At 49.3% G+C, this 24,682-nt stretch carries 21 protein-coding genes; 16 read left to right on the top strand and 5 right to left on the bottom strand.

Annotated elements, in window-relative coordinates; all coding sequences use genetic code 11:
• Positions 1-104: 104 nt before the first annotated feature.
• The 5 genes from MKY82_RS25925 to MKY82_RS25905 all read left to right on the top strand — a co-directional run bounded on the left by MKY82_RS25925 (position 105) and on the right by MKY82_RS25905 (position 6,469).
• On the top strand, positions 105-1,055 hold the full coding sequence (locus tag MKY82_RS25925) for an NADP-dependent oxidoreductase (RefSeq protein WP_194544154.1): 951 nt from the start codon (positions 105-107) through the stop codon (positions 1,053-1,055).
• Between the two features lie 45 nt (positions 1,056-1,100).
• Positions 1,101-1,979 (top strand): SDR family NAD(P)-dependent oxidoreductase, encoded by an 879-nt coding sequence (locus MKY82_RS25920; RefSeq protein WP_339294690.1) that lies wholly within the window; start codon positions 1,101-1,103, stop codon positions 1,977-1,979.
• 277 nt (positions 1,980-2,256) lie between these two features.
• Positions 2,257-3,483 carry a copper amine oxidase N-terminal domain-containing protein gene (locus tag MKY82_RS25915; RefSeq protein ID WP_339294689.1) on the top strand — a complete coding sequence of 409 codons (1,227 nt, stop codon included), beginning with the start codon at positions 2,257-2,259 and terminating at the stop codon, positions 3,481-3,483.
• A 236-nt stretch (positions 3,484-3,719) separates the two neighbouring features.
• Positions 3,720-5,981: a M20/M25/M40 family metallo-hydrolase gene (locus MKY82_RS25910; protein WP_220684152.1), complete on the top strand. Its 2,262-nt coding sequence runs from the start codon at positions 3,720-3,722 to the stop codon at positions 5,979-5,981.
• A gap of 59 nt (positions 5,982-6,040) precedes the next feature.
• Positions 6,041-6,469: a protein-tyrosine phosphatase family protein gene (locus MKY82_RS25905; protein ID WP_220684153.1), complete on the top strand. Its 429-nt coding sequence runs from the start codon at positions 6,041-6,043 to the stop codon at positions 6,467-6,469.
• Positions 6,470-6,478: 9 nt separating this feature from the next.
• Here the strand turns inward: MKY82_RS25905 and MKY82_RS25900 are convergent, their stop codons facing one another.
• Complete coding sequence (locus tag MKY82_RS25900; protein WP_220684154.1) at positions 6,479-7,339, bottom strand: AraC family transcriptional regulator; 861 nt, start codon at positions 7,337-7,339, stop codon at positions 6,479-6,481.
• 153 nt (positions 7,340-7,492) lie between these two features.
• On the opposite strand from MKY82_RS25900, the gene MKY82_RS25895 reads away from it, so the two are divergent.
• From MKY82_RS25895 to MKY82_RS25855, 9 genes are all read left to right on the top strand, one after another.
• A complete protein-coding gene (locus tag MKY82_RS25895; RefSeq protein ID WP_339294688.1) occupies positions 7,493-8,323 on the top strand; it encodes an amidohydrolase family protein in 831 nt (276 codons plus the stop codon).
• Positions 8,324-8,413: 90 nt separating this feature from the next.
• Positions 8,414-9,379, top strand: a complete 966-nt coding sequence (locus MKY82_RS25890) for an aldo/keto reductase (RefSeq protein ID WP_339294687.1) — start codon at positions 8,414-8,416, stop codon at positions 9,377-9,379.
• Entirely contained in the window at positions 9,379-10,398 is a 1,020-nt protein-coding gene (locus tag MKY82_RS25885; protein WP_339294686.1) for a zinc-binding alcohol dehydrogenase family protein, read from the top strand. The genes MKY82_RS25890 and MKY82_RS25885 overlap by 1 nt, the downstream gene beginning before the upstream one ends.
• A gap of 29 nt (positions 10,399-10,427) precedes the next feature.
• The gene (locus tag MKY82_RS25880) at positions 10,428-12,698 is read left to right on the top strand and encodes a glycoside hydrolase family 95 protein (RefSeq protein WP_339294685.1); all 2,271 of its coding nucleotides are present in this window, start codon (positions 10,428-10,430) and stop codon (positions 12,696-12,698) included.
• Positions 12,699-13,119: 421 nt separating this feature from the next.
• The gene (locus tag MKY82_RS25875; protein WP_339294684.1) at positions 13,120-14,382 is read left to right on the top strand and encodes a M20/M25/M40 family metallo-hydrolase; all 1,263 of its coding nucleotides are present in this window, start codon (positions 13,120-13,122) and stop codon (positions 14,380-14,382) included.
• Positions 14,383-14,406: 24 nt separating this feature from the next.
• Complete coding sequence (locus MKY82_RS25870; protein ID WP_220684158.1) at positions 14,407-15,204, top strand: DUF3100 domain-containing protein; 798 nt, start codon at positions 14,407-14,409, stop codon at positions 15,202-15,204.
• Positions 15,201-15,683 carry a hypothetical protein gene (locus MKY82_RS25865; protein ID WP_113057461.1) on the top strand — a complete coding sequence of 161 codons (483 nt, stop codon included), beginning with the start codon at positions 15,201-15,203 and terminating at the stop codon, positions 15,681-15,683. The genes MKY82_RS25870 and MKY82_RS25865 overlap by 4 nt, the downstream gene beginning before the upstream one ends.
• Before the next feature lie 260 nt (positions 15,684-15,943).
• On the top strand, positions 15,944-16,720 hold the full coding sequence (locus MKY82_RS25860; protein WP_220684159.1) for a MerR family transcriptional regulator: 777 nt from the start codon (positions 15,944-15,946) through the stop codon (positions 16,718-16,720).
• Positions 16,721-16,892: 172 nt separating this feature from the next.
• Positions 16,893-17,750: a hypothetical protein gene (locus MKY82_RS25855; RefSeq protein ID WP_220684160.1), complete on the top strand. Its 858-nt coding sequence runs from the start codon at positions 16,893-16,895 to the stop codon at positions 17,748-17,750.
• A 244-nt stretch (positions 17,751-17,994) separates the two neighbouring features.
• On the opposite strand, the gene MKY82_RS25850 is transcribed toward MKY82_RS25855, so the two are convergent.
• The gene (locus MKY82_RS25850) at positions 17,995-19,479 is read right to left on the bottom strand and encodes an acetylhydrolase (RefSeq protein ID WP_194544139.1); all 1,485 of its coding nucleotides are present in this window, start codon (positions 19,477-19,479) and stop codon (positions 17,995-17,997) included.
• Between the two features lie 172 nt (positions 19,480-19,651).
• On the opposite strand from MKY82_RS25850, the gene MKY82_RS25845 reads away from it, so the two are divergent.
• Entirely contained in the window at positions 19,652-20,392 is a 741-nt protein-coding gene (locus MKY82_RS25845) for a response regulator transcription factor (RefSeq protein WP_220684162.1), read from the top strand.
• On the top strand, positions 20,389-21,789 hold the full coding sequence (locus MKY82_RS25840; RefSeq protein ID WP_339294683.1) for a HAMP domain-containing sensor histidine kinase: 1,401 nt from the start codon (positions 20,389-20,391) through the stop codon (positions 21,787-21,789). The genes MKY82_RS25845 and MKY82_RS25840 overlap by 4 nt, the downstream gene beginning before the upstream one ends.
• Positions 21,790-21,894: 105 nt before the next feature.
• Here MKY82_RS25840 and MKY82_RS25835 read toward each other — a convergent pair whose 3' ends face one another.
• From MKY82_RS25835 to MKY82_RS25825, 3 genes are read right to left on the bottom strand one after another with little or no spacing between them, the layout of a single operon-like run.
• Positions 21,895-22,875: a hypothetical protein gene (locus MKY82_RS25835; protein WP_339219194.1), complete on the bottom strand. Its 981-nt coding sequence runs from the start codon at positions 22,873-22,875 to the stop codon at positions 21,895-21,897.
• Between the two features lie 23 nt (positions 22,876-22,898).
• The gene (locus MKY82_RS25830; RefSeq protein WP_220684165.1) at positions 22,899-24,041 is read right to left on the bottom strand and encodes a DUF4179 domain-containing protein; all 1,143 of its coding nucleotides are present in this window, start codon (positions 24,039-24,041) and stop codon (positions 22,899-22,901) included.
• Positions 24,031-24,609 (bottom strand): sigma-70 family RNA polymerase sigma factor, encoded by a 579-nt coding sequence (locus tag MKY82_RS25825; RefSeq protein WP_220684166.1) that lies wholly within the window; start codon positions 24,607-24,609, stop codon positions 24,031-24,033. The genes MKY82_RS25830 and MKY82_RS25825 overlap by 11 nt, the downstream gene beginning before the upstream one ends.
• Positions 24,610-24,682: the final 73 nt, after the last annotated feature.

Raw genomic sequence — 24,682 nt, 5'->3', positions numbered from 1 at the left:
CTTCTAGTAACTTATAGTTTAGGATTTCGTTGTTTTCCTTGGAAGACCGTTCGAAATTACAGAGAACATGATTTTTATCAGAGCAAAATAGAGGGGGCATCACAATGGAGAATACCATGCGGACAATCCGGTTCCACGAATACGGAGAACCAGCTGATGTCTTGTGCTTGGAGGAGGTGGCGATCCCAGAGCCAGGGCCGGGACGAATTCGCGTGAGAGTACGCGCTTGCGGCTTAAATCCGGTTGACTGGGTGACGTGCCAAGGCCACTTTGCCGGTCAACTGCCCTTGCCTCGCGGAATCGGGTTGGACGTGGCAGGTATTGTAGACGCAATCGGAGAGGGCGTAACCGATGCTGCCATCGGCGATTCCGTTCTGGGTGCCGCAGATTTCATGAATGGATCGAGCGCTGGTGCGTCCGACCGAGCTATTATGTACTACTGGTTCCGCATGCCGGCCGGACTCGACTTTGTTCAAGCTGCAGCGTTGCCAATGGCAGTCGAAACCGCTTACCGAGGCATTGATACTCTTGGGGTGAAATCGGGTCAGATCGTACTCGTGCACGGAGCCGGCACCACGGTAGGGTTCGCCGCCGTTCAAATTGCCCTCATGCGCGGTGCCCGCGTGATCGCAACCGCTGGTCCCACCTACGCCGACAAGCTCCGCTCAATGGGAGCGTTGGTGACGTCGTACGGTGATGGAATGGTCGAACGAGTGACCGAACTGGCAAAGCAGCCGGTTGATCTCGCCCTGGATACCGCGCCAATCAGCGGTTCATTGAAAGATCTGGTCCAAATCGTCAACGGGCATCCCCAGCATGTCCTAACCGTCAGCGATTTCGCCGCAGCCGCTGAACTTGGCGTTCGTACCAGCTATGGAGAACTGCATACCGCACGTTATGACGTTGTCGGCGACTTTGCTGGGTACGCAGCGGACGGCAAGTTCACGATTCCGGTCGCGAAGACTTTCGAACTCGACGAATGGCGTTCAGCTGTCGAAATCAGCCAGAGCGGGGGTGCCCACGGCAAACTGATCCTCCTGCCCGACTCTGACTGATGAGCACATATAACCGATGAAATTCTAAATGAAGGAGGATACGCATTGAGTAAGAACCAACGAGAACATATTGCAGTGATTACAGGCGCAAGTAACGGGATCGGGTTGGCATTGACCCGGAAAATGCTGTCGGAGAACTGGCAGGTGGTTACTTTGAACCGGTCGGATTTTCCGGCGGACGATAGATTCCTCCAAAATCATCTCAAGGACGGACGGCTCCGAGCCTATAAAGTGAAGGATCTCACCGATTATGGCAGCTTGAGACACGCTTTGGAAGAAATAAAAAGCAAGGAACAGCGGATCGATATTTTGTTTAACAACGCCGGAGGAGGCTTAAGTGAGCTGCGCTATTCGAAACAAGGCCGCGAATTGCATTATGAATTGTTGACGGTCGTTCCTTTTATTATTCTGATGGAATTGAAGGAGCTGCTCTATAACGGCAGCTTAAAAACGGTGATAAACACTTCGTCGCAGGTGTTTAGATTTACGAAGGAGTTTACGATCGAAAAATTGGAGCATCCCAAAACCTTCCGCAAAATGTATGGACCATATGCGACTTCAAAGCTGGCTCTTTCGTTGTGGACCCAAGCCGTCGCACCGCAGCTTGCAAAGGAAGGCATCAAGATCCGCAGCGTTGACCCGGGCATTAACAACACGCTAAGAAAAGGAAAGGATTCCGGACTGACCGCAGGGTTTGAACTGTTTATGAAGTTTTTTTCCTCTCCGCCAACTCATGGAGCCAATCTATTATATGAGGGAGCTCTGGGCAAAAACAGCAATGAGACCGGCGTGTTTCTGTTCAAAGATCGGATTGCAGACTTGAAATTTTCAGAACATGCGCAGCGTGTGCTGGAAAAAGTATCCGATATATATAGCCATGAATTTCTTGGAGGGAATGTTCCAGTTAATGGCTGGGTTCCATAAGATTGTTGCTTACAAGGCCATCTTCTGAAGTTCGTTCGAAGTCATTCTGTTTATGAGCTCAGTCAGTTTTTACTGGTTGAGCTTTTCGTTTATTTGCCCAACATGAGCCCTTTCTAGGGCTCAAGTCCCGAACTGATCCGCCTCAGCAATTAAATCTGCATATTTTTTCCCCTGTTGATCTCTTGTTACCAATTATTACATCCCGTATAATCTCATTATGTGACAACACGTGCACAGTTAGGAAAAGAACAATATCAAAAAGACGAGGAAATCACCCATGAGAAAATTGCTAGTATGCGCGTTAGCTATCATGCTAAGTTTAGCTGCGTTTACCCCCGCTATTTACGCTTCTGAAGTTCGAATATCCGTGGATGGGCGTGATGTACAATTCCCGGATGAGCACCCCTACGTCGATCGGGGATCCAACCTTACGATGGTTCCACTTGCTTTTGTATCCGACAAGCTCGGAGCTGCTACGAAATGGGACGGAAATTCAAAACAAATTACGATCTCGCTTAACCGTGACACGATTATTTTGGTAATTGGCGATAATCATGCACTGGTGAATGGAAAAAGAGTTGATTTCGAGGGGGCGGCGGCGCTAAAAAAAGGCCGCACGATGGTTCCGGTGCGTTTTATTAGTGAAGTATTGCATGCAAATGTGGAGTGGCAGCCCGCGCGCAATCAGGTGAGCATTATGACCTCCGTGGCCAATGTTCCGAAAGGAACATGGATATGGGACAGTCACATCATCAAACAGGATCAAGAGAAAATGATAAGCTTCGCCAAAATGAAGGGTGTGACATCCATTTACCTGCAGGTGGATAGAGATATCGATCCAGCGATATATGAGGGCTTTATTCGAAAAGCCAAAAACGAAGGAATTCAAGTGGAAGCACTTGAGGGGCGACCCGAATGGGTCTATGAGTCTAAGCAGGAGGATATTCGGAATTTCATCGCGTGGGTTAAAACCTATAATTCCTCTGTTGGCCCGGAAGGAAGCTTTACGGGACTGCATTTCGATATTGAACCTTATGCGCTAAGCGAATGGACAAAGCACAACAAAGCGATTCTTGAAAGCTGGATGGACAATATGAGACTGATCGAAAAAGAAACGAAAGGCAGCGGCTTGAAAATTTCGATGGACGTTCCGTATTGGCTTAATACGATTCATGTACCCGGGAAGAATTACAGTATGAGTGCATGGATGCTGGAGAAGTTCGATTGCCTCGTCATCATGAATTATCGGAATCATGCGTTAGGCAATAATGGAATTGTGGAAAATGCGCAGGTCATGCTGAGAGAAGCCTCCACCCTCAAGAAGAAAATTGTTGTTGCTGTTGAAACGGTCAAAAGCACAGAGGGTCCTAGGGTCTCATTCTATTCCATAAGTAATAAAGTGATGGAACAGGAGCTTCAGTCCGCCCATAACCAATTGGCGCACTACGTTAGCTATGCCGGCTTTGCCATTCACGATTTCAAAAGCTGGCAGGACATGAAATAGAATTGAAGCCAAATAGCGATTGAATGAAGGCAGCCCATTAGGGTTGTCTTTTTTTTTTTTTCGGATCTCGTTCGGAATTAAAACCTTCCTTATTGGAAAGGGGAGGACCGTGCGTAATTTTTTCTAAATAACCTACCTTACCGTAAAGTAAGGTAACTGTAAGATAAACCATTGGTTTGTCTTTTTCTTTTTCATTATGATACTTACAACCATGTAACAATAAGGAGGGATTAATCATGACTAATAATCAAAATTTTAAAGCCATTACGGTCATATCATTTATAGTTTTGTTTGCCTTTATCAGCCTGTATACCATTGTTCCACCCAGTCCAGATAAGAAGGCGGACATCTCGAAAAATTTCTCAGCAGATCGTGCTGTCCAACATTTAAATCACATCGCAAAGACAGCTCATCCAAGCGGATCAGCAGAAAATGAAAAAGTAAGAAATTATCTTGTTGAACAACTAAAATTAATGGGATTGAGACCAGAAATCGAACACTCCAATCATGCTTCTCTATATCCCAAAATGTTGACTGGCGGAGATATGTACAACGTGATTGGTAAACTTGAAGGTACCAGCAGTGATCATGCAATGATGATGTCTGCACACTATGACTCTGTTCAACAAGGACCGGGAGCTAGTGATGATGGAAGCGGAGTAGCTGCTCTATTAGAAACCATACGTGTATTAAAATCAGGTCCTCCTTTGAAAAATGATATCTATTTTGTGTTTACAGATGGCGAAGAGCAAGGATTAATGGGAGCAAAGGAATTTTGGACGAAATCAAATCATAAACAAAAAATGGATCTCATCATTAATTTCGAGGCAAGAGGAACAAGTGGTCCGTCTATCATGTTCCAAACCAGTGATCAAAACGGTTGGATGGTAAAAGAATTTGCCAAAGCTGCCCCCAATCCTGTTACTTCATCCTTACTAGGAAATCTGTTTGAAATCATGCCAAACGACTCGGATTTAACGGTTTCCAATGAAAATAAAATACCCGGATTGAATTTTGCTTATGGTGATGGATGGACCGGATACCATACACCACATGATGATGTCAAACATCTAGATATACGTTCGTTAGAGCACCAAGGGCAAAATGCCTTAGCCATGGCTAGGCACTTCGGTCAATTGGAGTTACATGATATTAAGAAAGAGAATGCCGTTTATTTTAACTTTTTTGGGGTAGTCATTTCCTACTCTTACTACTGGGTCTATCCCCTTACAGGGCTGATTGTACTTTTATTTGCAATGGTTACGATCTGTGCAGTAAAGAAACAGTGCGCCACTTTCAAAGGGTTAGGAATCAGTTTGCTAGCTATCCTGTTAACTGTCATTTCTTCGATCATCGCAACGGTACTGATTTGGATGGGGGTAAACGCACTTTGGGCTGAAAAAATGACTTTATTTAGTGGTGCAGTATATGACAGTCTTTATTATCAGTGGGCATTTCTGTTAATCACGGCATCTATCTGTTTCCTTATCTGGAGGAAATTACGCTCCGTAAATGAATGGGAAATGACTTTGTCCGCGATCTTTCTTGGTGTCATATTTCTCATCTTGTTAACACAATTTCTGCCTGGTGCCAGCTATCTGTTTGCTTGGCCATTGCTCGTATCACTACTGATACTTGGGTGGGTGGTATGGAAGAATAAAATGGATAAAATAAGCACCAATACATGGGTGTTATCCCTTATATCCTTCTTACCCATAGTACTGTTCGTCCCACTGCTCAAGTTGCTTTTCACCTTCTTTCCGGTCAGTCTTGTTCCTTATCTCATGTTACTTTTTGTTTGGCTCTTAGCTTTGTTGTTCATGCAATGTAAACAGCTATTCCAACTAGGACGATGGGTACCTTATACCCTGATAGGAATCGCGGCAGTAATATTATCGATTAGTTTTTTCAGAGCGAACCCAAGTGCAGATCGACCTATAGATAGTAACCTATTCTATGTCGTGGACCAGGATAAAAAACAAGCACAGTGGGTTACAACCCAACCACCAGATGATTGGACGAAGAAATATATAGCTACAACGAATATATCCAATATAAAATCTATTTTACCGTTTAACTATGATAAAAAAGCATGGGTAGGAAATGCACCCGTACGAAACTATCAAATGCCACCAATAAAGCTAGTAAAGACAGAGAAAAAACAAGGGAATAAAATGATTCATTTTCGATTTACAGGTGGAACAGATGTGCAAAACATGTATCTGTCTATTCCTGGTGGTCGCGTTCAAAAAATAAAAGTTGGTGAAGAATCCTTTACCATACCTAAATCAATGGAAACTTTCTATTACAAACAAGCAGGAATCCCAAAACAAGGTTTGGATGTCATTGTAGAGATTAAAGGGAATCAACCCGTAGCGTTTACTTTTGGTTCTGAACAACATCCTGATCCAGAAATTCGCTCCAAACGTCCACCCCATCTAATGACAAGTGGACTGTTTGATGAAAGTATTTTGGTGATCAAACGGGTCACTTATTGATCCTTAAGAAGAAGTTATCCTGATTCTTGAGATAAATGATACCTAAGGAGAGTGACATTATGAATGATACATGGAACCCCGAATCGCAAGGTGTGCTGCGCCTTCCTTCAGGTCGACTCGTCCGCGGCCGAGCACTAAGACGTCCACTTCCCCCAGGGCTTCAACCCACTTTTGCACTCTACCTGTTCGGGCGAGAACCAGCGCCCGTTACCTGGGAAAGCCGCTGGATTCCTTGGCCGGACTTCTGGCTGCCCAAAAACAAGGCTGCAGCCGCTGACGCGCTTCGCGAAGCATGGACTCGGGCTGAAGTGGAACGGGTCGAAATCGCCTGTGGGGGAGGGATTGGACGAACGGGGACTGCACTAGCCTGTCTCGCTGTGATTGATGGAGTACCCCATCATAAAGCTGTCGACTATGTCCGGGAGCACTACACTCCACGTGCTGTTGAGACGCCTTGGCAGCGCCGCTTCGTCTCTCGTTTCAAATAGGGAGTTATTTTAGCTCCGTTTTCTGTACTGGCCGGGCGTCTCTCCTGTTAACGATTTGAATACTCTGTAAAAATGAGCAGGCGTCTCATATCCGCATTTCTCTGCGATCACATTCACATTCTCGTCGGAAAACAAGAGAAGTTCCTTGGCTTTAATGATTCGTTTGGTGTTGACGTAGCCTATAACGTTCAGTGAAGTTAACTGCCGGAACACTCTGGAGAAGTGAGAAGGCGACACGCAGGCTTCCCTTGCAAGGTCAGTCAGATGAATCTCTCGCTCGGGATGCTCGTCAATCCGCTTTAGAGCCCGCAATATCCAGGAGGGGCCAATCCGCGGGCTTTCGTGCTGGGTTATTCCATCGGTCAGGAGATGACGATTAATTTGCAGAAGTAACTGGCCGATCGCCAGCAGCACGGCTTCACGGTATCCCGTTTCTTGGTTCGCGAACTCGTCCGCGATTTGCTTGATTGCCATTTCGGCAGCGATTCGCAGTGATCCCGCCAGTCCAATCTTGAACTGCTTTTTTTTGCGGGCGATTTCATAGCATTGAAGCGGGAAGTATCCGTCGCCGAGCAAAGGCCCGGCAATGAGAGACGGTGCAAAGAATATCGCCGATGAGACGATCGGGTCTTCAAGGTCCGGCAGGGAATGATGGATCGTGTTGCCGGGGATGACGAACAGATCGCCGGCGCTTTTTTGGTACCAGCAATTGTCGATGAAAAATATCCCTTGGCCGCTATGCACATAAACGAGTTCATAATGATCATGCAGATGATCGGGGAGTTCATTGTCCGGGTATTTTATTGTCTTATACACAATTTCAAACGGAAACAGCGGATCTCCTGCAAATGATTTACGGTAGGGCTGCATGGATGGAGACCTCCTTTTCGGCTGCTTGTTCATATCAAAAAAGGATATAAAAATGCCTGTTCTAGACATTACAATATCATAAAACGGAATATACAATAAGGGTATTCAAGCTTAGATCCCAATGACATGGAGATAACGAGGTGGTTGTTTAACATGAGAATCGATGCCCATCAGCATTACTGGTCTATCGCACGCGGGGATTACGGATGGATTACGCCGGAGATTCCGAAGCTTTACCGCGATTTTTTGCCAGCCGATCTGGAGCCGCATTTACGCGTCCATGGGCTGGATGGTACGATCCTGGTTCAAGCCGCCCCGACTGTCTCGGAAACAGACTTTATTCTGAGGCTGGCTGAACAGACGCCTTCCATACTTGGCGTCGTAGGTTGGCTCGATCTGTTCGACCCGAACCATCGACTGCATTACGAGAGATTCAGCCGCCACCCGAAATTTGCAGGCTTTCGTATCATGATCCAGGACATGCCCGACGCAGCGCGAATTTTGGAGCCAGTATTTGTGAAAGCGCTTAAAGGCTACGCCGGGGATGATGTTCCGATCGATCTGTTGATCGTATCTGGACAGCTCCCGCCAGTACTGGAGCTGCTGAGGCAGGTTCCAAACCTGAGAGGCGTCATTGATCATATCGGAAAGCCGTCGATCCGAAGCCATGAATGGGAGTCATGGACAGAGGCGATGAGCCAGGCTGCTGCGTTTCCAGGCATCCACTGCAAAATCTCGGGGATGGTGACGGAAGCCGATCATGAAAGCTGGAATTATGAAGAGTTCGCTCCCTATGTCCAGCACATTCTGGAGACATTCGGCCCAGACAGAGTCATGTTTGGCAGCGATTGGCCAGTCTGCCTGCTTGCTGCAGGGTACGACGAGGTTATCGAGATTGTTCGGCGGGCTCTACCGAAGTCTTGGGGAGAAGAGGAACAGTCGCGGCTGTTCGGAGTCAATGCGAAAGAGTTCTACAAGCGATGAACGATCTGAACCTGAGCTCACAGTGCTGGTAATCGGTCAAAAAAGTCTGGAAAAAGAATCGCCAATATGTATGGATGGAGGGAAACCAAAATGAAGTTTCGAAAATTGGGTCGCACGGGACTCGAGGTGTCGGTCCTCAGCTTCGGCGCCTCTTCGCTAGGATCGGTGTTCCGGGAAACGACAGACCGCGAGAGCATTAAAACGGTGCATGCTGCCCTTGACGCAGGCATCAACTATATTGATGTTTCGCCTTACTATGGATTGACCAAGGCGGAGTCCGTCCTCGGCCAGGCGATCAAGGAGCTTCCGCGGGATCGTTTCCTGCTATCGAGCAAAGCAGGGCGATACGGTGAGAATACATTTGATTTTTCTGCGAAACGAATGTTTGACAGCGTTGAAGAAAGCCTGAGGCGGCTGAACACGGATTATCTCGATATTCTTTTTTTGCATGATATTGAATTCGTGCCGTCCGGCATCATTCTAGAGGAAGCCGTGCCTGCACTGCTCAAGCTGAAGGAGCAGGGGAAGATCCGTTTTACAGGCGTCAGCGGACTTCCGCTGAAACTATTCGAGCAGATGCTTCCGCAGATTGAAGTGGACGCGATCCTGTCTTATTGCCACTATTCTCTCAACGATACCTCATTGCTTGATCTGATTCCGCTGCTGGAGGAGCGCAGCATCGGCCTGGTCAATGCTTCGCCGCTTTCCATGGGGCTGCTGAGCACCAGAGAAACCGCCGACTGGCACCCGGCCGATCCCGAGCTCAAAGCTGCCTGCAGGAAGGCGGCCGAACACTGTGCCTCCCGCGGATACGATATCGCCCAGTTGGCCGTGCAGTTCTCAACCGCTAACGAACGCATCCCGACGACGCTGGTGAGCACGGCCAATCCGGATAACATCGTCAAGAACGCAAGGTGGGTCGAAGAACCGATGGACCAGGAGCTGCTGGGTGAAGTGTCGGACATTCTCGCTACGGTCCATAATCGGACCTGGGCGAGCGGACTGCCTGAGTATAATGACAGTCCACGGACGGAAGCGAAAGAGGGGCGGGCGTAATGAAGGGGATTGTCTGCGAAGATGCCGGAAGGCTGGTTTATCGAGAGGATTTACCCGAGCCAGTTAGGGGCGAAGGAGAGGCGATCGTCGCGATTCGGCGCATCGGCATCTGTGGTACGGACCTGCACGCATACCAGGGAAACCAGCCTTATTTTACTTACCCTCGCATCCTCGGGCATGAGCTCTCCGGAGTAATCGAAGAGATTGGTGATAATCCGGAAGGGCTAAGAGTGGGCGATCAGGTCAGTATGATTCCGTACCTGCACTGCGGCAATTGCGGCGCCTGCCTAAGCGGCAAAACGAACTGCTGCCGCAGCATGCGCGTGCTGGGCGTGCATCTGGATGGAGGCATGCGCGAGCGGATTTCTGTTCCCGTCCCCCATCTATTCCGGATGGAAGGGCTGTCACTGGATCAGGCGGCTCTACTCGAGCCTCTGGCGATCGGCGCGCACGCCCTCCGCCGATCGGGTCTACATCCCGGCGTGCGTGCACTCGTAATTGGAGCCGGGCCAATCGGACTTGGTGTCATGGCGATGGCGGCAGCTTCCGGTTCCGAGGTGGCCGCGATGGACGTGAATGCAGACCGTCTTGCCTTCGCCAAATCCTGGGCCAAATCAGTACATACCGTTCTTGCGACGGAAAATCCGAAGGATCGCCTTCTCGAATGGAACGATGGAGAACTGCCGTCCGTGGTCATCGACGCGACAGGTAACCTGCGTTCGATGACGGATGCATTCGGGCTGGTCGGTCACGGCGGCTCCCTTGTTTACGTCGGACTCGTGAATAGCGATATTACGTTTAACGATCCTGATTTTCACTCGCGGGAACTAACGCTCCTGAGCAGTCGTAACGCTACACGGGAAGATTTCAGACGTGTGGCTGACGCGGTGACGAGCTTAAAAGTCGATCTAAACGCCTATATTACGCACCGTTGTACGCTCGATCGGATGACAGAGCAGTTTGACGCCTGGCTGAAGCCGGAATCCTGCGTGATCAAAGCCATTGTAGAGATCAACTAAAACCATTTTTAGGAGGAGGAGAGATAGGAATGGACAACCGGTTACAGGAACACCGCTTGTGGTATTCAAAGCCCGCGAAGGAATGGAACGAAGCGCTGCCGGTAGGCAACGGACGGCTGGGGGCGATGGTCTTCGGGGGAGTCTCGGCGGAGCGTTTACAGCTCAACGAGGACTCCCTATGGTACGGAGGCCCACGAGACCGGAACAATCCGGACGCGCTACCCAATTTGACAGAGCTGCGGAAACTGATCCTGGAGGGGCGTCTGAAGGAAGCGGAGGAGCTGGCCTCGCTAGCCCTTCCCGGACTTCCGGAAACGCAGCGCCACTACCTTCCGCTAGGCGATCTTCTCCTGATGTTTAAGGGTCAGGATGAGCCCTGCATGGAGTACAGCAGGGAGCTGGATCTTGAACGCGGAACCGTCACGGTACGTTACCGGATCGGAGATATCAGGTATACACGTGAAGTTTTGTCTAGCTATCCCGATCAAGCGCTGGTCATCCGACTATCAGCCGATAAAATTGGCGCGATTTCGTTCAAGGCTCGTTTTAATCGCGGTCGATGGAGGTACCTGGAGAAGACCGAGAAATGGGGCGAAGACGGACTGGTCATGACCGGACATAGCGGGGGGGAGGGCGGAAGCACTTTTTGCGCCGCTTTGAAGGCGGTTAGCAACGGAGGCACCGCCCAGACGATCGGTGAGCATCTTGTAATCGAGAACGCCGATTCCGTAACATTGTTCCTTGCTGCGGCAACGACCTTCCGCCAAACGGACCCCTCCGCACACTGCAGGTCGCATCTGAATGGCCTGCTGAATCAACCTTACTCAGAGCTGCTGGAGCGGCATCTTGCCGATTACCAGTCACTTTATGGCCGTACGAATCTGTCGCTGCCGGGAAGTGTCGAGCTGGCCGGGCTGCCTACCGACGAGCGGCTGGATCGCGTAAAGCGGGGCGAAACGGATCATGGCCTGGTCGCCCTGTATTTTCATTACGGCCGGTATCTGCTTATTGCGTCCAGCCGTCCCGGTTCACTACCAGCGAACCTGCAGGGCATCTGGAACGACAGTTTCACGCCGCCGTGGGACAGTAAATTTACGATCAATATCAACACTCAGATGAACTACTGGCCCGCAGAGCTTTGCAACCTGACGGAATGTCACGAGCCGCTGTTCGATCTCATCGAGCGCATGCGGGAGCCGGGCAGGGTAACCGCACAAGTGATGTACGGGTGCAGCGGCTTTACGGCCCACCACAACACCGATATCTGGGCGGATACGGCGCCGCAGGATACGTATTTGCCGGCTTCATTCTGGCCAATGGGTGCGGCCTGGCTCTGTCTGCATTTATGGGAACATTACCGATTCGGGCAAGATCTCACTTTCCTTGATAGAGCATACGATACGATGAAGGAAGCGGCACTCTTTCTGCTCGATTATCTGGTCGAAGACGAGCAGGGAAGGCTCATTACTTGCCCATCCGTCTCGCCCGAAAATCGATATATTCTTTCCAGTGGGGAAGCGGGCGTGTTATGTGCAGGCGCGTCCATGGATTTTCAGATTATTGGCGCGCTGTTCGGCGCCTGCATCGAGGGCGCGAAGCTGCTTGGGAAGGATGAGACTTTCAAGGACGAACTGGAAACTGCCCTGAAACGGCTGCCGCAGCCGAGGATCGGCAAATACGGACAAATCCAGGAGTGGATGGAGGACTACGAAGAGGAGGAGCCGGGTCATCGCCATATTTCTCATCTGTTCGCCCTGTATCCTGGTGATGCGTTCACGACCGAGCGCACGCCTAATCTAGCCGCAGCCGCACGGACCACATTGACGCGCAGACTGTCTTCCGGTGGGGGGCATACCGGCTGGAGTCGGGCCTGGATCATCAATTTCTGGGCCAGACTCCAGGACGGGATGCTCGCATACGACAACGTGATGGCACTGCTGCAACATTCTACGATGACCAACCTGTTTGACAATCATCCTCCGTTCCAGATTGACGGAAACTTCGGCGGAACTGCCGGTATCGCGGAAATGCTGTTGCAAAGCCATGCCGGCATCATTCGGTTGCTGCCAGCGATTCCGGACGTATGGAGCGAAGGCGAGGTTAAGGGGCTGCGCGCACGCGGCGGATTCACGTTCAGCTTCAAGTGGGCAGAATCGAAGATTTCAGAAGTCGTCGTAGAATGCACAGTGTCTGGGCCATGCGAGATCGAGGCTCCCGGCTTCGCTCCCGTCTCCTTTATCGCTGAGGCGGGTAAGACGTATACGTTCGAAAGAAATGTAATGATAAATCATAAACAATGAACATATGGATTGGGAGTCCTTCTTGGAACGGCGGCAGAAAGCAAATGTCACCAAGACTTCGCTATCTGAAGATTGAGGCCAGCGGTTCGATCCTCCAAGGCTCCATAATATGAAAACCCTTGATGGTATATCATCAAGGGTTTTTGGTTCCTGAGCTGTGATGAAACGTACCATGTTTACTTTCTTACACCGAAGCTAAAACCAGATATTTTTGGCGCTTTACAGAAAAATAGGTTTAATTTTTTCGTAATGGCAAAAAATAGGCTTTGATTTCCAGACCATCTTCATCATTTTGCGGGAAGGTCGAGTTATATGAAATTATAATTACCTCTATAGAAAAATAATATAACGTGATTTTTATTGACATAATGAAGAGAATTAAAATAACATAAGGATTATTTTCATCAAGAAGGAGGCAGCTATGAGCTTTAAAGAACAGTACGAAGAAATTGCAGGCGTTGGACGGACCATATTCAATAACCCCGAGCTTGGCTACAAGGAATTTAAGACCCATCAAACAGTGACCGAATTTTTGAAGAAGGTAAATCCGGATATCGAGCTGCAATCATTCAGTACGACCGGGCTTCGGACAACCCTCGGCAGCGGCAAGCCGCTGAATATCGCTTTTATTGCGGAATTGGACGCCGTTTACGCTCCAACGCATTGGCAATCGGATAAGGAGACGGGTGCGGCACACAATTGCGGCCATTATACGCAGGTGGCGATCGCACTGGCTTTGTACAAACATTATGTTGAATCAAAGGCGTACGAAGCCCTTGATTATAGTTTAACGTTTATTTTCATTCCGGCTGAGGAGTATTTGGATCTCGCCTATAGGGACGAATTGCTTGCCAGCGGTAAGATCTCCTATTACGGGGGGAAACCCGAAGCGATGAAACTCGGTATGTTCGACGATATCGACATCGGGTTATGCGTGCACGCCATGGGTGGTGAGTTTGCAGAGCGCACGATCGAAATCAACTGCGACCTGGCTGGATTCCTATACAAGCATTATACGTTTACCGGAAAAGCAACCCATGCGGGTTTCGATCCTTTCTCCGCCAAAAATGCCTACAGCATGTCAACCCTGTTCAATGTGGCGTTAGGGCTCAGCAGGCAGCAAATGAAGGACAGTGAGAAGGTTCGCATGAATCCGATCGTTCTGGACTCCGACATGTCGACAAACGTCATTCCCAACCGGATTACGGTGGGCAGCGATCTGCGCACCCAGTCGGTCGACTATATGAAGGAAGCGGCCTCCAAGATGGACGATGCGGCCAAGGGCAGCGCGCTGGCCCTTCAAGGCGAGGTCGAGATTAAGACGCAGATGGGATATTTGCCGTTCGTTCAGGACCGGTATTTGTCCGAATTCGTGGTGGAGGCGTTCCAGGATAACGAGGAGATCGCGCGTATTTGGAACAATAACGCCATCAGCGCGGCAGGAGATATCGGTGATCTGGCCTTCATGATGCCTTGCATTCAAATCGGCTACAGCGGTTTTACGGGGACGATCCACGGCGACGATTTCAAAGATATCGATCCCGAGTTTATCTATGAAGTGTTCCCGAGATTTTTAACCCAGGTGCTGGAGCGAATGAGCGGACGTATCGATCGATCGAAGCTGTACCGTCGTACATTTGCCGAATACGAGCAGCTCCTTGCATCGATAGTTAGCTCCAACTAAGAACAGAAAAGAGGACATCATGGCATGAAGTTAAAACTACAGTATCTCTATTTGCTTGCATTCGTGCTCATTGTAATCGCGGTTGCCGAATTTATTGGCATTCAGGCGATCCAGGTGGGCTCCGTAAAAATCAGCCTGCTCCCGCTCGTATTCGCCATTTTGATCACGATGCTGCTTGGCTTGTCGATTTTCCGGAAAGGTTTTATGAAGAAAGTTTACAGTAAGGAGAACGTCGGCTTCTCCAGCAAGTATCTGATCTTCATTATGCTGCCGCTTATGGCGAGATACGGCGCCGACGTTGCGCCCCGAATTGAAGATATATTAAAAGTAGGCTGGGTGTTTATCATTCAGGAAATCGGCAACCTGGGTACGATTCTGCTCGGACTTCCCATCGCCATCCTGCTCGGTCTGAGAAGGGAAGCCATCGGCGCTACGCTCGGACTTGGGAGGGAAGGGGAACTCGCTTACATATCCGAGAAATATACGCTTGACTCCGACGAAGGCCGCGGGGTGCTGTCCCTCTATATTATAGGTACCCTGTTCGGCACGCTGTTCTTCAGCATTCTTGCGCCGGTCATGCTTGCTGCCGGCTTCTCGATCGAAGCGTTGGCCATGTCCTCCGGCGTCGGCTCCGCCAGTATGATGACAGGCTCTTCTTCCGCGCTAGTCGCGCATTCTCCTGAGATGACGGAGACCATTAACGGATACGCTGCTGCGAGCCAACTGCTTACCAGCTTCCTCGGAACGTATACGATGGTATTTCTCGCGGTGCCGCTGCAGCGGTTTATGTACAAATTAATGGTCAGAGGTGAGAAGAAATGAGCACCGGTTTGAATAAATACGCAAAATACGCCCTCGTCCTGCTGCTTAGCGTCGGTCTTATTTTATTTACGGAGCAAATGAAGTTCATCAAAAACGGCGAAGGCCATATTACGTTAGGGACGATAGCCGGATTGGCCGTGCTGTGGCTTTTTTCCTTCATTGGCGTTCTGATCTCGTCACTCATGAAAAAGACGCCGGTGAAATTCTTGCAGGACTTCCCGGTTCTCGGCTGGGTATCCATCGTTTCGCTTATCTGCTGCCTGATTTCGGATGTATTCGTGGATGCCATTGCCAACGTCAACTTCTTGTCCATTACGACCCCGATCTTGGCGTTTGCCGGCATTTCCGTTGCTGACAGGCTGGTTGATCTTCGCAAAACATCATGGCGCGTCGCCATTGTTGCGGTTTTTGTGTTCACGGGCACGTACGTGGGAAGTGCATTGTTATCAGAGTTCGGCCTCTATTTGTCCGGTAAGTAATTGAATCTAGTTCTTTCTATACCCGCCTGTCTTTTTGGACAGGCGGTTTATTCTTTTTATTTGCCGTATTGAAATAAACTTATAGATTACAGGTTTTTCCCATTATTATGCGGAGACCACGATCAGCCGGTTTTATTCCAACTTTTATACCTTGGATCTGTTATTGAACATCCCCCTTGCACCTCCACCTACTGTAGGTTTTATGATGGGTATAACAATTTCGATTGTAATAAAATGGTTCCCGGGAGGTTGAACGAGGTATGGATGAAGTAAGAACATATTCGATCGGAGAATTTTCGAAAAAAACGGGGATTCCGGTTCGTACGCTGCATTATTACGATGAAGTCGGGCTGCTTAAGCCGATAAAGCATCCGGTTTCCAAACATCGTCAGTATAGCCAGGAGGATGTGCTGGCCCTTCATAAAATTGTCAGCTTGAAATTTTTAGGATGCAGCCTGGAGCAGATTAAGGAGCTGATGGAGCATTGCGAATTTGATGTCAATTTGAACGAGACGCTGCTGGCACAGAAAACAGCGCTGGCAGAAGAAAAAGAGCGCATTGAGCAATCTATGCAAGCCATTGATCGGACGATTGTGCTGCTTGAAAAGGAAGGATCGGTTGACAGTAACGTACTCATGAGTTTAATCAACAACATGCAGACGGAAGACATGCAGCGCGAATGGCTGGAAACCAAAACCGCCAAGGAAATCGTGGATCATTTGTTTAATAAATCGGAAGAAGAACAAATCGAGCTGGACATCATGTATATTCAGTTATCTAAGGATGTCAAACGATTGGCCGGAAGACCGCCAAGCGATCCGGAAGTCCAAAAGCTGATTGAGGATTTTATGAAATCAACGGTGGAATTTGTAGGCGAAGAGGCTATGCATGTGTTCGGCGAACTGGAAACAAGCGAAGCCGAAGAACTGGCATCCCAGTTTCCCTCACCATATACAAGGGAAGAGGAGGAGTGGTTAAACTCGGTTATGGAATATTATATGAAGCAAAATGAAATGCTCGATACAGATCAGCATTAGGATGGAAGCCGGCATGCTTCATGGCCGCTGTTGCCATAATCCGCCCGCAATCGGGATCTATAGCGTTCCCAAAAGCATCATTTTAGGATAAAAAATAATTCATGTCACATTCGACAGGTTCTTGATTGTTATATAGGTGTAAAACAAATTACACCAATATGGAGGAACCATTATGAAAAAGGTTTACAAAGTACTCAGCTCCGTAGCGCTGGCAGGCATCATTGGTGCCACTACTATGGTATATGATCAAACACAGGCAAGTGCAGCCAGTGTCGGAACAACGGTTACTGCAACTGAAAAAGCTGCAACAACTGCGCCTGCTGCGGCAGTCAAGAAAGCCGAGCAAACATTAAAGAAAATAACAGGCACTGCCTTCAAGCTAAACAAAGGTGAGTCCTTTGGCACGAAGGAATGGTCCTATTCCGTTAAAAATTCCCCTTTTAGCCAAGTTATCTTGGATGCAAAAGGAAAAATTAGTAGTGCTAGCATCAGCACGGACAATCTGACCTACCACCTCAAAAAGGACAAGCTCAGTCACACCACTGAGTCAATCGAACTGGATACGGTAGACTCTTCCGTACAACAAGCTGCGGAAGCTGTTTTCGACAGACTGGAAGGCGTGGAGCAAGGAGAACTGGCCGGTGTCTCTCTTATTAAAAAAGGGACCAAACAAGTGTATGAGTTCATGTACGTGGACGGGGATTTCGGAACGTGGATAGGGATCGACAAAAACACGCTGGATGTTCTGAGTGTAAACGCTAGAGCCCTGGCAGATGATCTGTATGGCAAGGATCAGGCTGTTATTGATAAATATGAAAAAAGCATCAAAGCGCTCACTGAAAAGCAGCTGTTGGCACAAGCAACAGAGCAGGCTGAGGCTTGGCTAGGCCTTGATCTGACCGGATACAAAGCAACGAAGGATGTTTTCCCATCTGACCGCGTTGTTTTTGAAAAAAAAGGAGCCCCTACCATTATAGGTAACTTCAATTCGGACGGTATGTTCTTCCTCATCGCCGTGCAGTACCTGTAATACCGAAATCCTTCAACACTCGCCCCTAAGTAATAGAATCTATTTCTTCAAAACCCGCCTGTTCCTTTTGGACAGGCGGGTTTTTGGAGATATCGGAGAGAAAGATTTGCTTGAAATTGCAAATCCTACACACAGGATTGAGGTTTTCCGTTATTATCGATGGGGTGTTACATTTTAAGTAAACGCGGAAAGGGCTTCATCCTGATCAGGATGAAGCCTCATGTTCCAACAACTTTTATAGAAACTACGGCATGGTCACATGGGGCAAGCCTTGAGCGATCTTTTCCAGCGAAACATTGGAATCGCCTTTGACATACCGGTCGAAGAAAGCGGATGAGAGCTCGTTAATGGAGCGGTGCATCTGACGAGGGGCAGCCCCTGTTGGCGGTAATAATGGAGAGAACAGGTAAAAATCCGTGAAACTCATATGGTTCGCATGGGCGAATTCGACCGAGTATGCTTCTCCTGCCCCAGCCCGTTTTCGGCGCTCCGCCGACTCGGCCCAAAACTGCTCGTAATCTTCCCGACTACGGCCGGAAGATTCAATTGCCTGGTCCAAGGATCGCTCGAATGCGAGGCGGTCTATGCTAAGCTCCGCATTCATCTGCATATACGGCTTCCCGTATCCGCCTTCAGGCACCGGCTGGCCGTAAAGGGTTCCGTCCATATTGAGGGCAGCTTTCACTCTGCTATCCGCCAGCAGCATCTGCGCTGCCGTGGCGCCGCCAAAGGAATGGCCGAACATGCCGACCTTATCCATATCGAGTCTATCGGATAAGATCCCTTTATGGTCTGATTCGTTTAGCAGCTCTATTTGATCCAGTACGAACTTGGCATCTTCGACCCACAGCCGGCTCTTCTTCTCGTATGCATCGAAGCCCGACAGGTTCTCAAGTTTCAACATGGCTGTCTGGTCCGGAAAGACGACGGCGGCGGCATCATAGGCGTGATCGATGCCGACGACAACGTATCCTCGACTGGCCAGTTCTTCAACCTGAAACGTGTTCTGGTTACGGAAACCGGTCAGTCCGTGGGAGAACAACAGCACGGGATAGCGTTCCTGGTCCGTGGATAACTCCGCATCTTGCTCGGAATGGGGCTGCACGTATTTCAGTTGGCCTAACAAAAACGGGGGTATGGAGATGGCCTGCCGTAAACCTTCAAGAACGACAGGGAGATGCTCTATATACGGAGATGGCCCGGTCCCTGTGCCCGGTGACGCAGGGTACCAGATTTGGATCATAAGTTTTCTGCGATCCGCAGGATCATCCGTGGACGGCTCTTCTCTGCGCTCGTCCTCGAGTACCATCGTGGTCGTTCCGACAGGATATGGTCCTTGAGGTTTGGCAAAGGAGAAAACCGGAAGGAGTGACGGCAATGCAGCCGAAACGCCGATGTGCACGAGCAGAAGCAGTGCGGTGATCCAGCGCTTGATTGCTGTCATTCCGGCAAACCGCTTCGCAGGCTGGATCGAGGGATGATCCTTCGAATGAGTGGATTGCCGTAAATGATAAAGGGCCAGTCCTCCTACGATTAGACAACCCGCATAGGCTGGGATCATCTGCCATCGGTAGCCTTCGGTTATCATATGGATAAGGCTTAGGCCCCCGGACAGTGCGGCTGCCCAGAAGCAGAGATGTACAGAACGCTTGTGTTTCCCCAATAACGTGACGCAACCTATGATTAGTGCCAGATTGATGATCCATAATGCTGTTTCATATATACGCATAAGTACCCTCCTGTTTCATCGTAAAATAAGCTTACCAACCGGAGCTGTAGCCTAGCTGTAGTCAACCTTACATAATCCTTACAATTAAAAACGGCTCCGTCTGACCGATAATTACAGTGTATATTTTTATAAAGAGAGCCGCGGCTTTGCCGTATACATATGGAGGAACGATATGGAACAAGATACGAGACTAGTAAAAGGACGGACGATCTTGATTGCGGACGACGAGTCGGACATCACGGAGCTGCTGAGGCTGTTCTTGGAGCGCGAGGGTTATCGCGTGCTGGAAGCTATAACCGGACGGGAGGCATGGAATATATTGCAGCGCGAGCCGGTCGACCTGGCGGTAGTCGACATTATGATGCCAGAACTTGACGGCTATCAGCTGATCGCCCGGATCCGGGAGAATCACAGGCTTCCTGTCATTATTTTGTCGGCTAAAACCGGGGATGTAGATAAAGTTACCGGGCTGGGGCTCGGGGCGGACGATTTTATCTCCAAACCGTTCAGTCCGATCGAAATCGTAGCGAGAATCAAGGCGCAGCTTCGTCGTTATTACGAACTGAAGGGCGCGGAACCCGCCCAGCGGTCGGAGACGTTAAAGACCGTGTGCGGACCACTGATGCTGGATCATGAAGCTTGCGTCCTTTACAAGCGAGGCGAGGCGATTACGTTAGGCCCGCTGGAATACAAGCTGCTCAGGTTGTTGATGGAAGCGCCGGGACGGATCTTTACGAAGCGTCAAATTTATGAGAATGTGTGGAACGAGCCGTATCTGGAGGACAGCAACACCGTTATGGTGCAGATCAGCAGACTGAGGGACAAGCTCGAGGACGACCCCCGGGAACCGAGGTTTCTTATCACCATTAAGGGACTTGGGTACAAGCTTGATCCGAGAGACGTGGCACCATGAGGAATCGAAGAAGCGTCCATAACAGCCTGATGATAAATTATGTCCTGTTTTCCGTCATTCTAGGGGTTATCGGTTTTCTGGTATATGAAAACATGTATGATGCCCGTGAGGAATATATAAGCCGGACACTTCCCATGGTTGAAGCGAGCCAGCTGATACGGGACGATTGGAAGAGCATCCCCTATGAAACCGTCCAATCTTTTGGCGGTTACATCCAGGTGCTGGACAAGAGCCTGAACGTTGTCTTTTCGCGGGGCAGCGGAATGGAAAAGGCAAAAGCCTCCTATACGGAGGAGGAGCTGCTCGCCCTGTTCTATGAAGGGAACGGGTCGGGATATCACTCCCTAGCCCCTTTCGTTTCACCGGAAGGCCGGGAATACCGGCTGCTTGTTACGATACCGGGCGGAGCTGTGATGAAGGAAAGCCGTTTGGTGAAGACAAACGCCGAGATAACCGAAGTTTTCACCAGACTTCTGATTGAGGGATTTCTGTGGTTTGCCGCCGCATTTTTATTGAGTTTATGGGTATACGGCCGGATTACGGGAAGAAGGATCACGAATCCGCTCACGGACGTTTCCCGCGAGCTCGCACAGATTGCAGAAGGCAGGGGAGGGAAGCGGCTATTTTTTCGAGCCAACAAGGAGTTAATGGATCTTCAGCTTCATTTCAACCGGATGGCGGACAGGCTTGAGCAGGCGGAGACGGCAAAGCGAAGACTTGAAGAAGGGCGCCGCCGGCTGATGATGGACATTTCCCATGATCTGAAAACGCCGATCACAACGATACAGGGTTATGCGGAGGTGCTGCGGCTCGGTATGGAGCAGAACGAGGAGCAGCGCCTGAAATATGCGAACCGCATACATGCCAAGGCGAGGTTTATCGCCTCGCTTGTGGATGACCTGTTTGAGCTAACCAAGCTGGAGAGCACGGAACTGTCATACGAGCGGAAGATAGGTGATTTAGCTGAGCTGTGCCGCACTGCGGCGGCCGATCTGTACGATTCGTTTGAACAAAAGGGAATTACGCTGGACATCCGCATTCCGGAATCGCCGGTCATGCTGCCTTATCACGATGGTCTCATGCATAGAGCTCTTACGAATTTATTGACGAATGCCCTGAAATACAATAAGGAGGGTGCTCATGTATGGCTGGAGCTGGAGGCACGTGATGAAGACATCCTGCTTACCGTGGGAGATAACGGTCCGGGAATATCGGACCCTGTGAGAGAGACGGTGTTCGAACCTTTCGTGCGCGGTGATCAGGCCAGGAGAAGTGATGGCGGCAGCGGGCTCGGATTAGCCATCGCACGAAGCTCGGTTGAGCAGCATGCCGGGCAAATTTGGCTTGATCCGGAGGCGGAGGGCACCGTTGTTCACATTCGATTGACCAAGACATGAGTGTAAGGAGCGAATGGGATGTTCAAGCATATTCATCGTTTCCAACTAGAAAGCGCCACGCAAAATAAAACTTGCGTGGCGCTTCGTGCTTATTTCTGAAAATATCTATTCCGTCTCGAAAAGGTAGAACTGCCCTTTCGAATTATACATTCCATTCACGGATGGTGCATTCTTCTTGGTAAACTGAACGACGCCCGGACGGTCTTTATCCTTGGAGATTTTGTAGTCGGACAAGTCCAGGTTTAAGACAGCCTTGGCCACAGGAATCGCAGCTTGCAATAGTTTGTTTTCGCTATAGCTTATAAGTTTGTTGTACCCCTTGGTATATTCGGTTACGGAATCTTGTAAGCTCGTTACTTCTATTTTCGTGATTCGATGCGCCCCTTCCTCGATGTTTATGAAGACCGGGGTTTTAGGAGAGTCACCCTCGAATTGGAGTTCCACGTGATTGCTGTCCTGTCCTTTAACATACGCTGCCTTCGTCAATTTGCCCAGGCTTATTCCATTGAAGCTTTCAACAGCGGCATTTGCAGCATCCAGCATGTCCTGAGATACGGATTCGAGCGGCATGGTGGACATAACCCGCTTGATTTCGCCATCTAACAGTGTAATGTAATGGTTATTTACGCTCGCAAACATTTCAAGTTTCCCCGAAGCGGCATATTTGTAAAGGCTGACGGAATCGGGAAGCGTCTCCACGTTCAGCTCCTTGAGCACGGATTTGAGCGTCTGCTTGTATGAGTTTTGAAGATCGGCCCATTTTTGTTCCAGTTGAATGGTGTCCACTTTATTATTGACGATGTTGACGTAACCGTTTTTGATTCCCTTAATCGTCAGGGTCCAGCCTGTATCATTTCCTGTGCTCCATTTTTCCGCCTTGCTGAAAGAATAGCTTTTACCGGTTACTTCTTTAAGGCTTTTCTGTGCATCTGTTAATAATTTGGCATCGATTTTTTTCAAAGATGAAACCGCAGCCGCCGAGGAATGGGTTTGGGCGGCGTGAGTATGGTCGGTCAGAGCCGGTGTGCTGTTCAGCAAAAGGCCTGCAGCGGTCAGAATCGTCACCATTTTAATATGCTTGTTCATTTTTTGTCCTCCTATGATTCGAATCATTTATTCTGTTCTCCCGCAATAGGTATCGTCATTTCTAGAGCGGGGATATATTCCTTCTTCCAAGAACCGTTGGCCGTTTTTCTCTCTTTTTCATTCTCAATCGCATCTTCGTATGCATACCGAAACGGCTTGATTGTGAACGACTGCGTATCGGAAGGAAGGGGCTCGTACAGCATGTCATAACGACGGTAACCTTGCTTCATATCATATCCATATCGGTCTACCAATCTAATCTCTTTGCCGTTCTGATCGACAATCTCAAAAAACAGGGATCGATCATCCGGAGAACGATCCTTTAACACCAGTTCAAAGCGGGTGGAAAGGGGGGAACGCTCCATTTCTTCCAGCTCCCAGCTGATATCCCCCGACGCTTTTTGCGCAGCGGGATACAGGGCATGGTTATCCGTATTTTTTTGCATCGGAATGTGTAGAACAAAAGGCTCCGGGATCATCTCGAGTCTAATTTCCAGCGTCAAATCAAACGCCGCAGGTAACGGAGGTCTACGGGTAACTCCGTCCAAGGATTCCCCGGTAATCGTCACGATAGCCGATCCGGTATCGCTGCCGGGGCCGATATCCCATGTAATGCCTGCTTCTTCTCCATTCACGAATGCTTTCATCGATCCAAAGGAACCCTTGCTTTTTGGAGATGAATCTTCGGACTGCCTGCGGGCGTAAGGATCGTACAGAGAGGCGGGGTGCCCTGTCTCGTCCAGTTGAAGCGCAATGCCTCCGCGCAAACCGTCAAATATGACCTGTGACGCCGTCAGGGTATAATTGTCATGTGTGTCATGATAATGAGTCTCCTTCGCCAACCCATGTTGTTCGGCTGTCTGCAATCCCAAATCCCCGGCGAGCTTGAATACATTGTGCATCAGCGGAATTCGGCTTAAGGTTTCGGCCATCGCGGGGGAGATAAAGGCCGAGGATACGATGCTAATACCTAATAAACCAGCGACTGTGCTTATGACCAAGGCTTGTCGAATGAAACCTCGATTGCGGGATCTTCTGGTTAACGGGCCTTGGTTTGAAATGTTTCTCTCGGTTGACTTCCATACACGGTCATAAATATCCTGAGGGGTCGCCATATGATTGGCGGCACGGTGCATTTGATCTTTTAACTGTTCTTCAATGGACAAAGCAATCACCTCCTTCTTCGTGATCCAGGAGTATCGAGTGTTTACGCAGCTCTTTCATGGCTTGGTGGTGCCTGGACTTGACGGTCCCCATGGGAATCTCGAGCAGCTCGGAAATCTCGCTTATGCTGTATTCGTGATAATAGCGGAGAACGACAACAATTCGAAGCTTGTAAGATAAATGGTTAAGAATATCAAGCATTTCGCGGCTTGTCTCGTTCAGCATAATGACCCGGTCCGTCTGGGGGTGTTCAGGCTCGATTTCAAGCAACTTTTGACGCTCGAACAGCCGGAATTTTCGCCATTTTTTGCGTCTCCAGTCCTGAACCTGCCGGATTGTGATTCCGTGCAGCCAATTCCGAAAGGGACGACTAGGGTCATAGTTCGGAAGAGAGAGCCAAAGCTTCAAATAGATTTCATTCATGATATCCTCTATATCCTGCCGGCCGGATACAAGAAGAGCCACAGTTCGGTACACATTATCGACGGTTAGATCATAAACATACCGGAATGCTTCCTTGTCCCCCTCCTTTAGTCTTTGCAGCCACGGCGTTAAGTCTGAACCTTGCAAGCTTGCTCCTCCTTTAATGTGACCTCACCTATATATTCGCTCTGAGACATCAATAGGTTCAGTAAAAAAAACA

The sequence above is a fragment of the Paenibacillus sp. FSL W7-1279 genome, from assembly GCF_037969845.1.
Taxonomy (GTDB): Bacteria; Bacillota; Bacilli; order Paenibacillales; family Paenibacillaceae; genus Paenibacillus_AQ.
Note: the sequence above shows the minus strand (reverse complement) of the source record. Positions and strands in the feature narration are given on the sequence as shown.

Coding starts and splice junctions, on each gene's coding strand:
- MKY82_RS25860 (WP_220684159.1), top strand. CDS start 15,944: ATGGATGAAGTAAGAACATATTCGATCGGAGAATTTTCGAAAAAAACG.
- MKY82_RS25855 (WP_220684160.1), top strand. CDS start 16,893: ATGAAAAAGGTTTACAAAGTACTCAGCTCCGTAGCGCTGGCAGGCATC.
- MKY82_RS25840 (WP_339294683.1), top strand. CDS start 20,389: ATGAGGAATCGAAGAAGCGTCCATAACAGCCTGATGATAAATTATGTC.
- MKY82_RS25865 (WP_113057461.1), top strand. CDS start 15,201: ATGAGCACCGGTTTGAATAAATACGCAAAATACGCCCTCGTCCTGCTG.
- MKY82_RS25905 (WP_220684153.1), top strand. CDS start 6,041: ATGAATGATACATGGAACCCCGAATCGCAAGGTGTGCTGCGCCTTCCT.
- MKY82_RS25890 (WP_339294687.1), top strand. CDS start 8,414: ATGAAGTTTCGAAAATTGGGTCGCACGGGACTCGAGGTGTCGGTCCTC.
- MKY82_RS25925 (WP_194544154.1), top strand. CDS start 105: ATGGAGAATACCATGCGGACAATCCGGTTCCACGAATACGGAGAACCA.
- MKY82_RS25845 (WP_220684162.1), top strand. CDS start 19,652: ATGGAACAAGATACGAGACTAGTAAAAGGACGGACGATCTTGATTGCG.
- MKY82_RS25910 (WP_220684152.1), top strand. CDS start 3,720: ATGACTAATAATCAAAATTTTAAAGCCATTACGGTCATATCATTTATA.
- MKY82_RS25875 (WP_339294684.1), top strand. CDS start 13,120: ATGAGCTTTAAAGAACAGTACGAAGAAATTGCAGGCGTTGGACGGACC.
- MKY82_RS25850 (WP_194544139.1), bottom strand. CDS start 19,479: ATGCGTATATATGAAACAGCATTATGGATCATCAATCTGGCACTAATC.
- MKY82_RS25895 (WP_339294688.1), top strand. CDS start 7,493: ATGAGAATCGATGCCCATCAGCATTACTGGTCTATCGCACGCGGGGAT.
- MKY82_RS25915 (WP_339294689.1), top strand. CDS start 2,257: ATGAGAAAATTGCTAGTATGCGCGTTAGCTATCATGCTAAGTTTAGCT.
- MKY82_RS25885 (WP_339294686.1), top strand. CDS start 9,379: ATGAAGGGGATTGTCTGCGAAGATGCCGGAAGGCTGGTTTATCGAGAG.
- MKY82_RS25835 (WP_339219194.1), bottom strand. CDS start 22,875: ATGAACAAGCATATTAAAATGGTGACGATTCTGACCGCTGCAGGCCTT.
- MKY82_RS25880 (WP_339294685.1), top strand. CDS start 10,428: ATGGACAACCGGTTACAGGAACACCGCTTGTGGTATTCAAAGCCCGCG.
- MKY82_RS25900 (WP_220684154.1), bottom strand. CDS start 7,339: ATGCAGCCCTACCGTAAATCATTTGCAGGAGATCCGCTGTTTCCGTTT.
- MKY82_RS25870 (WP_220684158.1), top strand. CDS start 14,407: ATGAAGTTAAAACTACAGTATCTCTATTTGCTTGCATTCGTGCTCATT.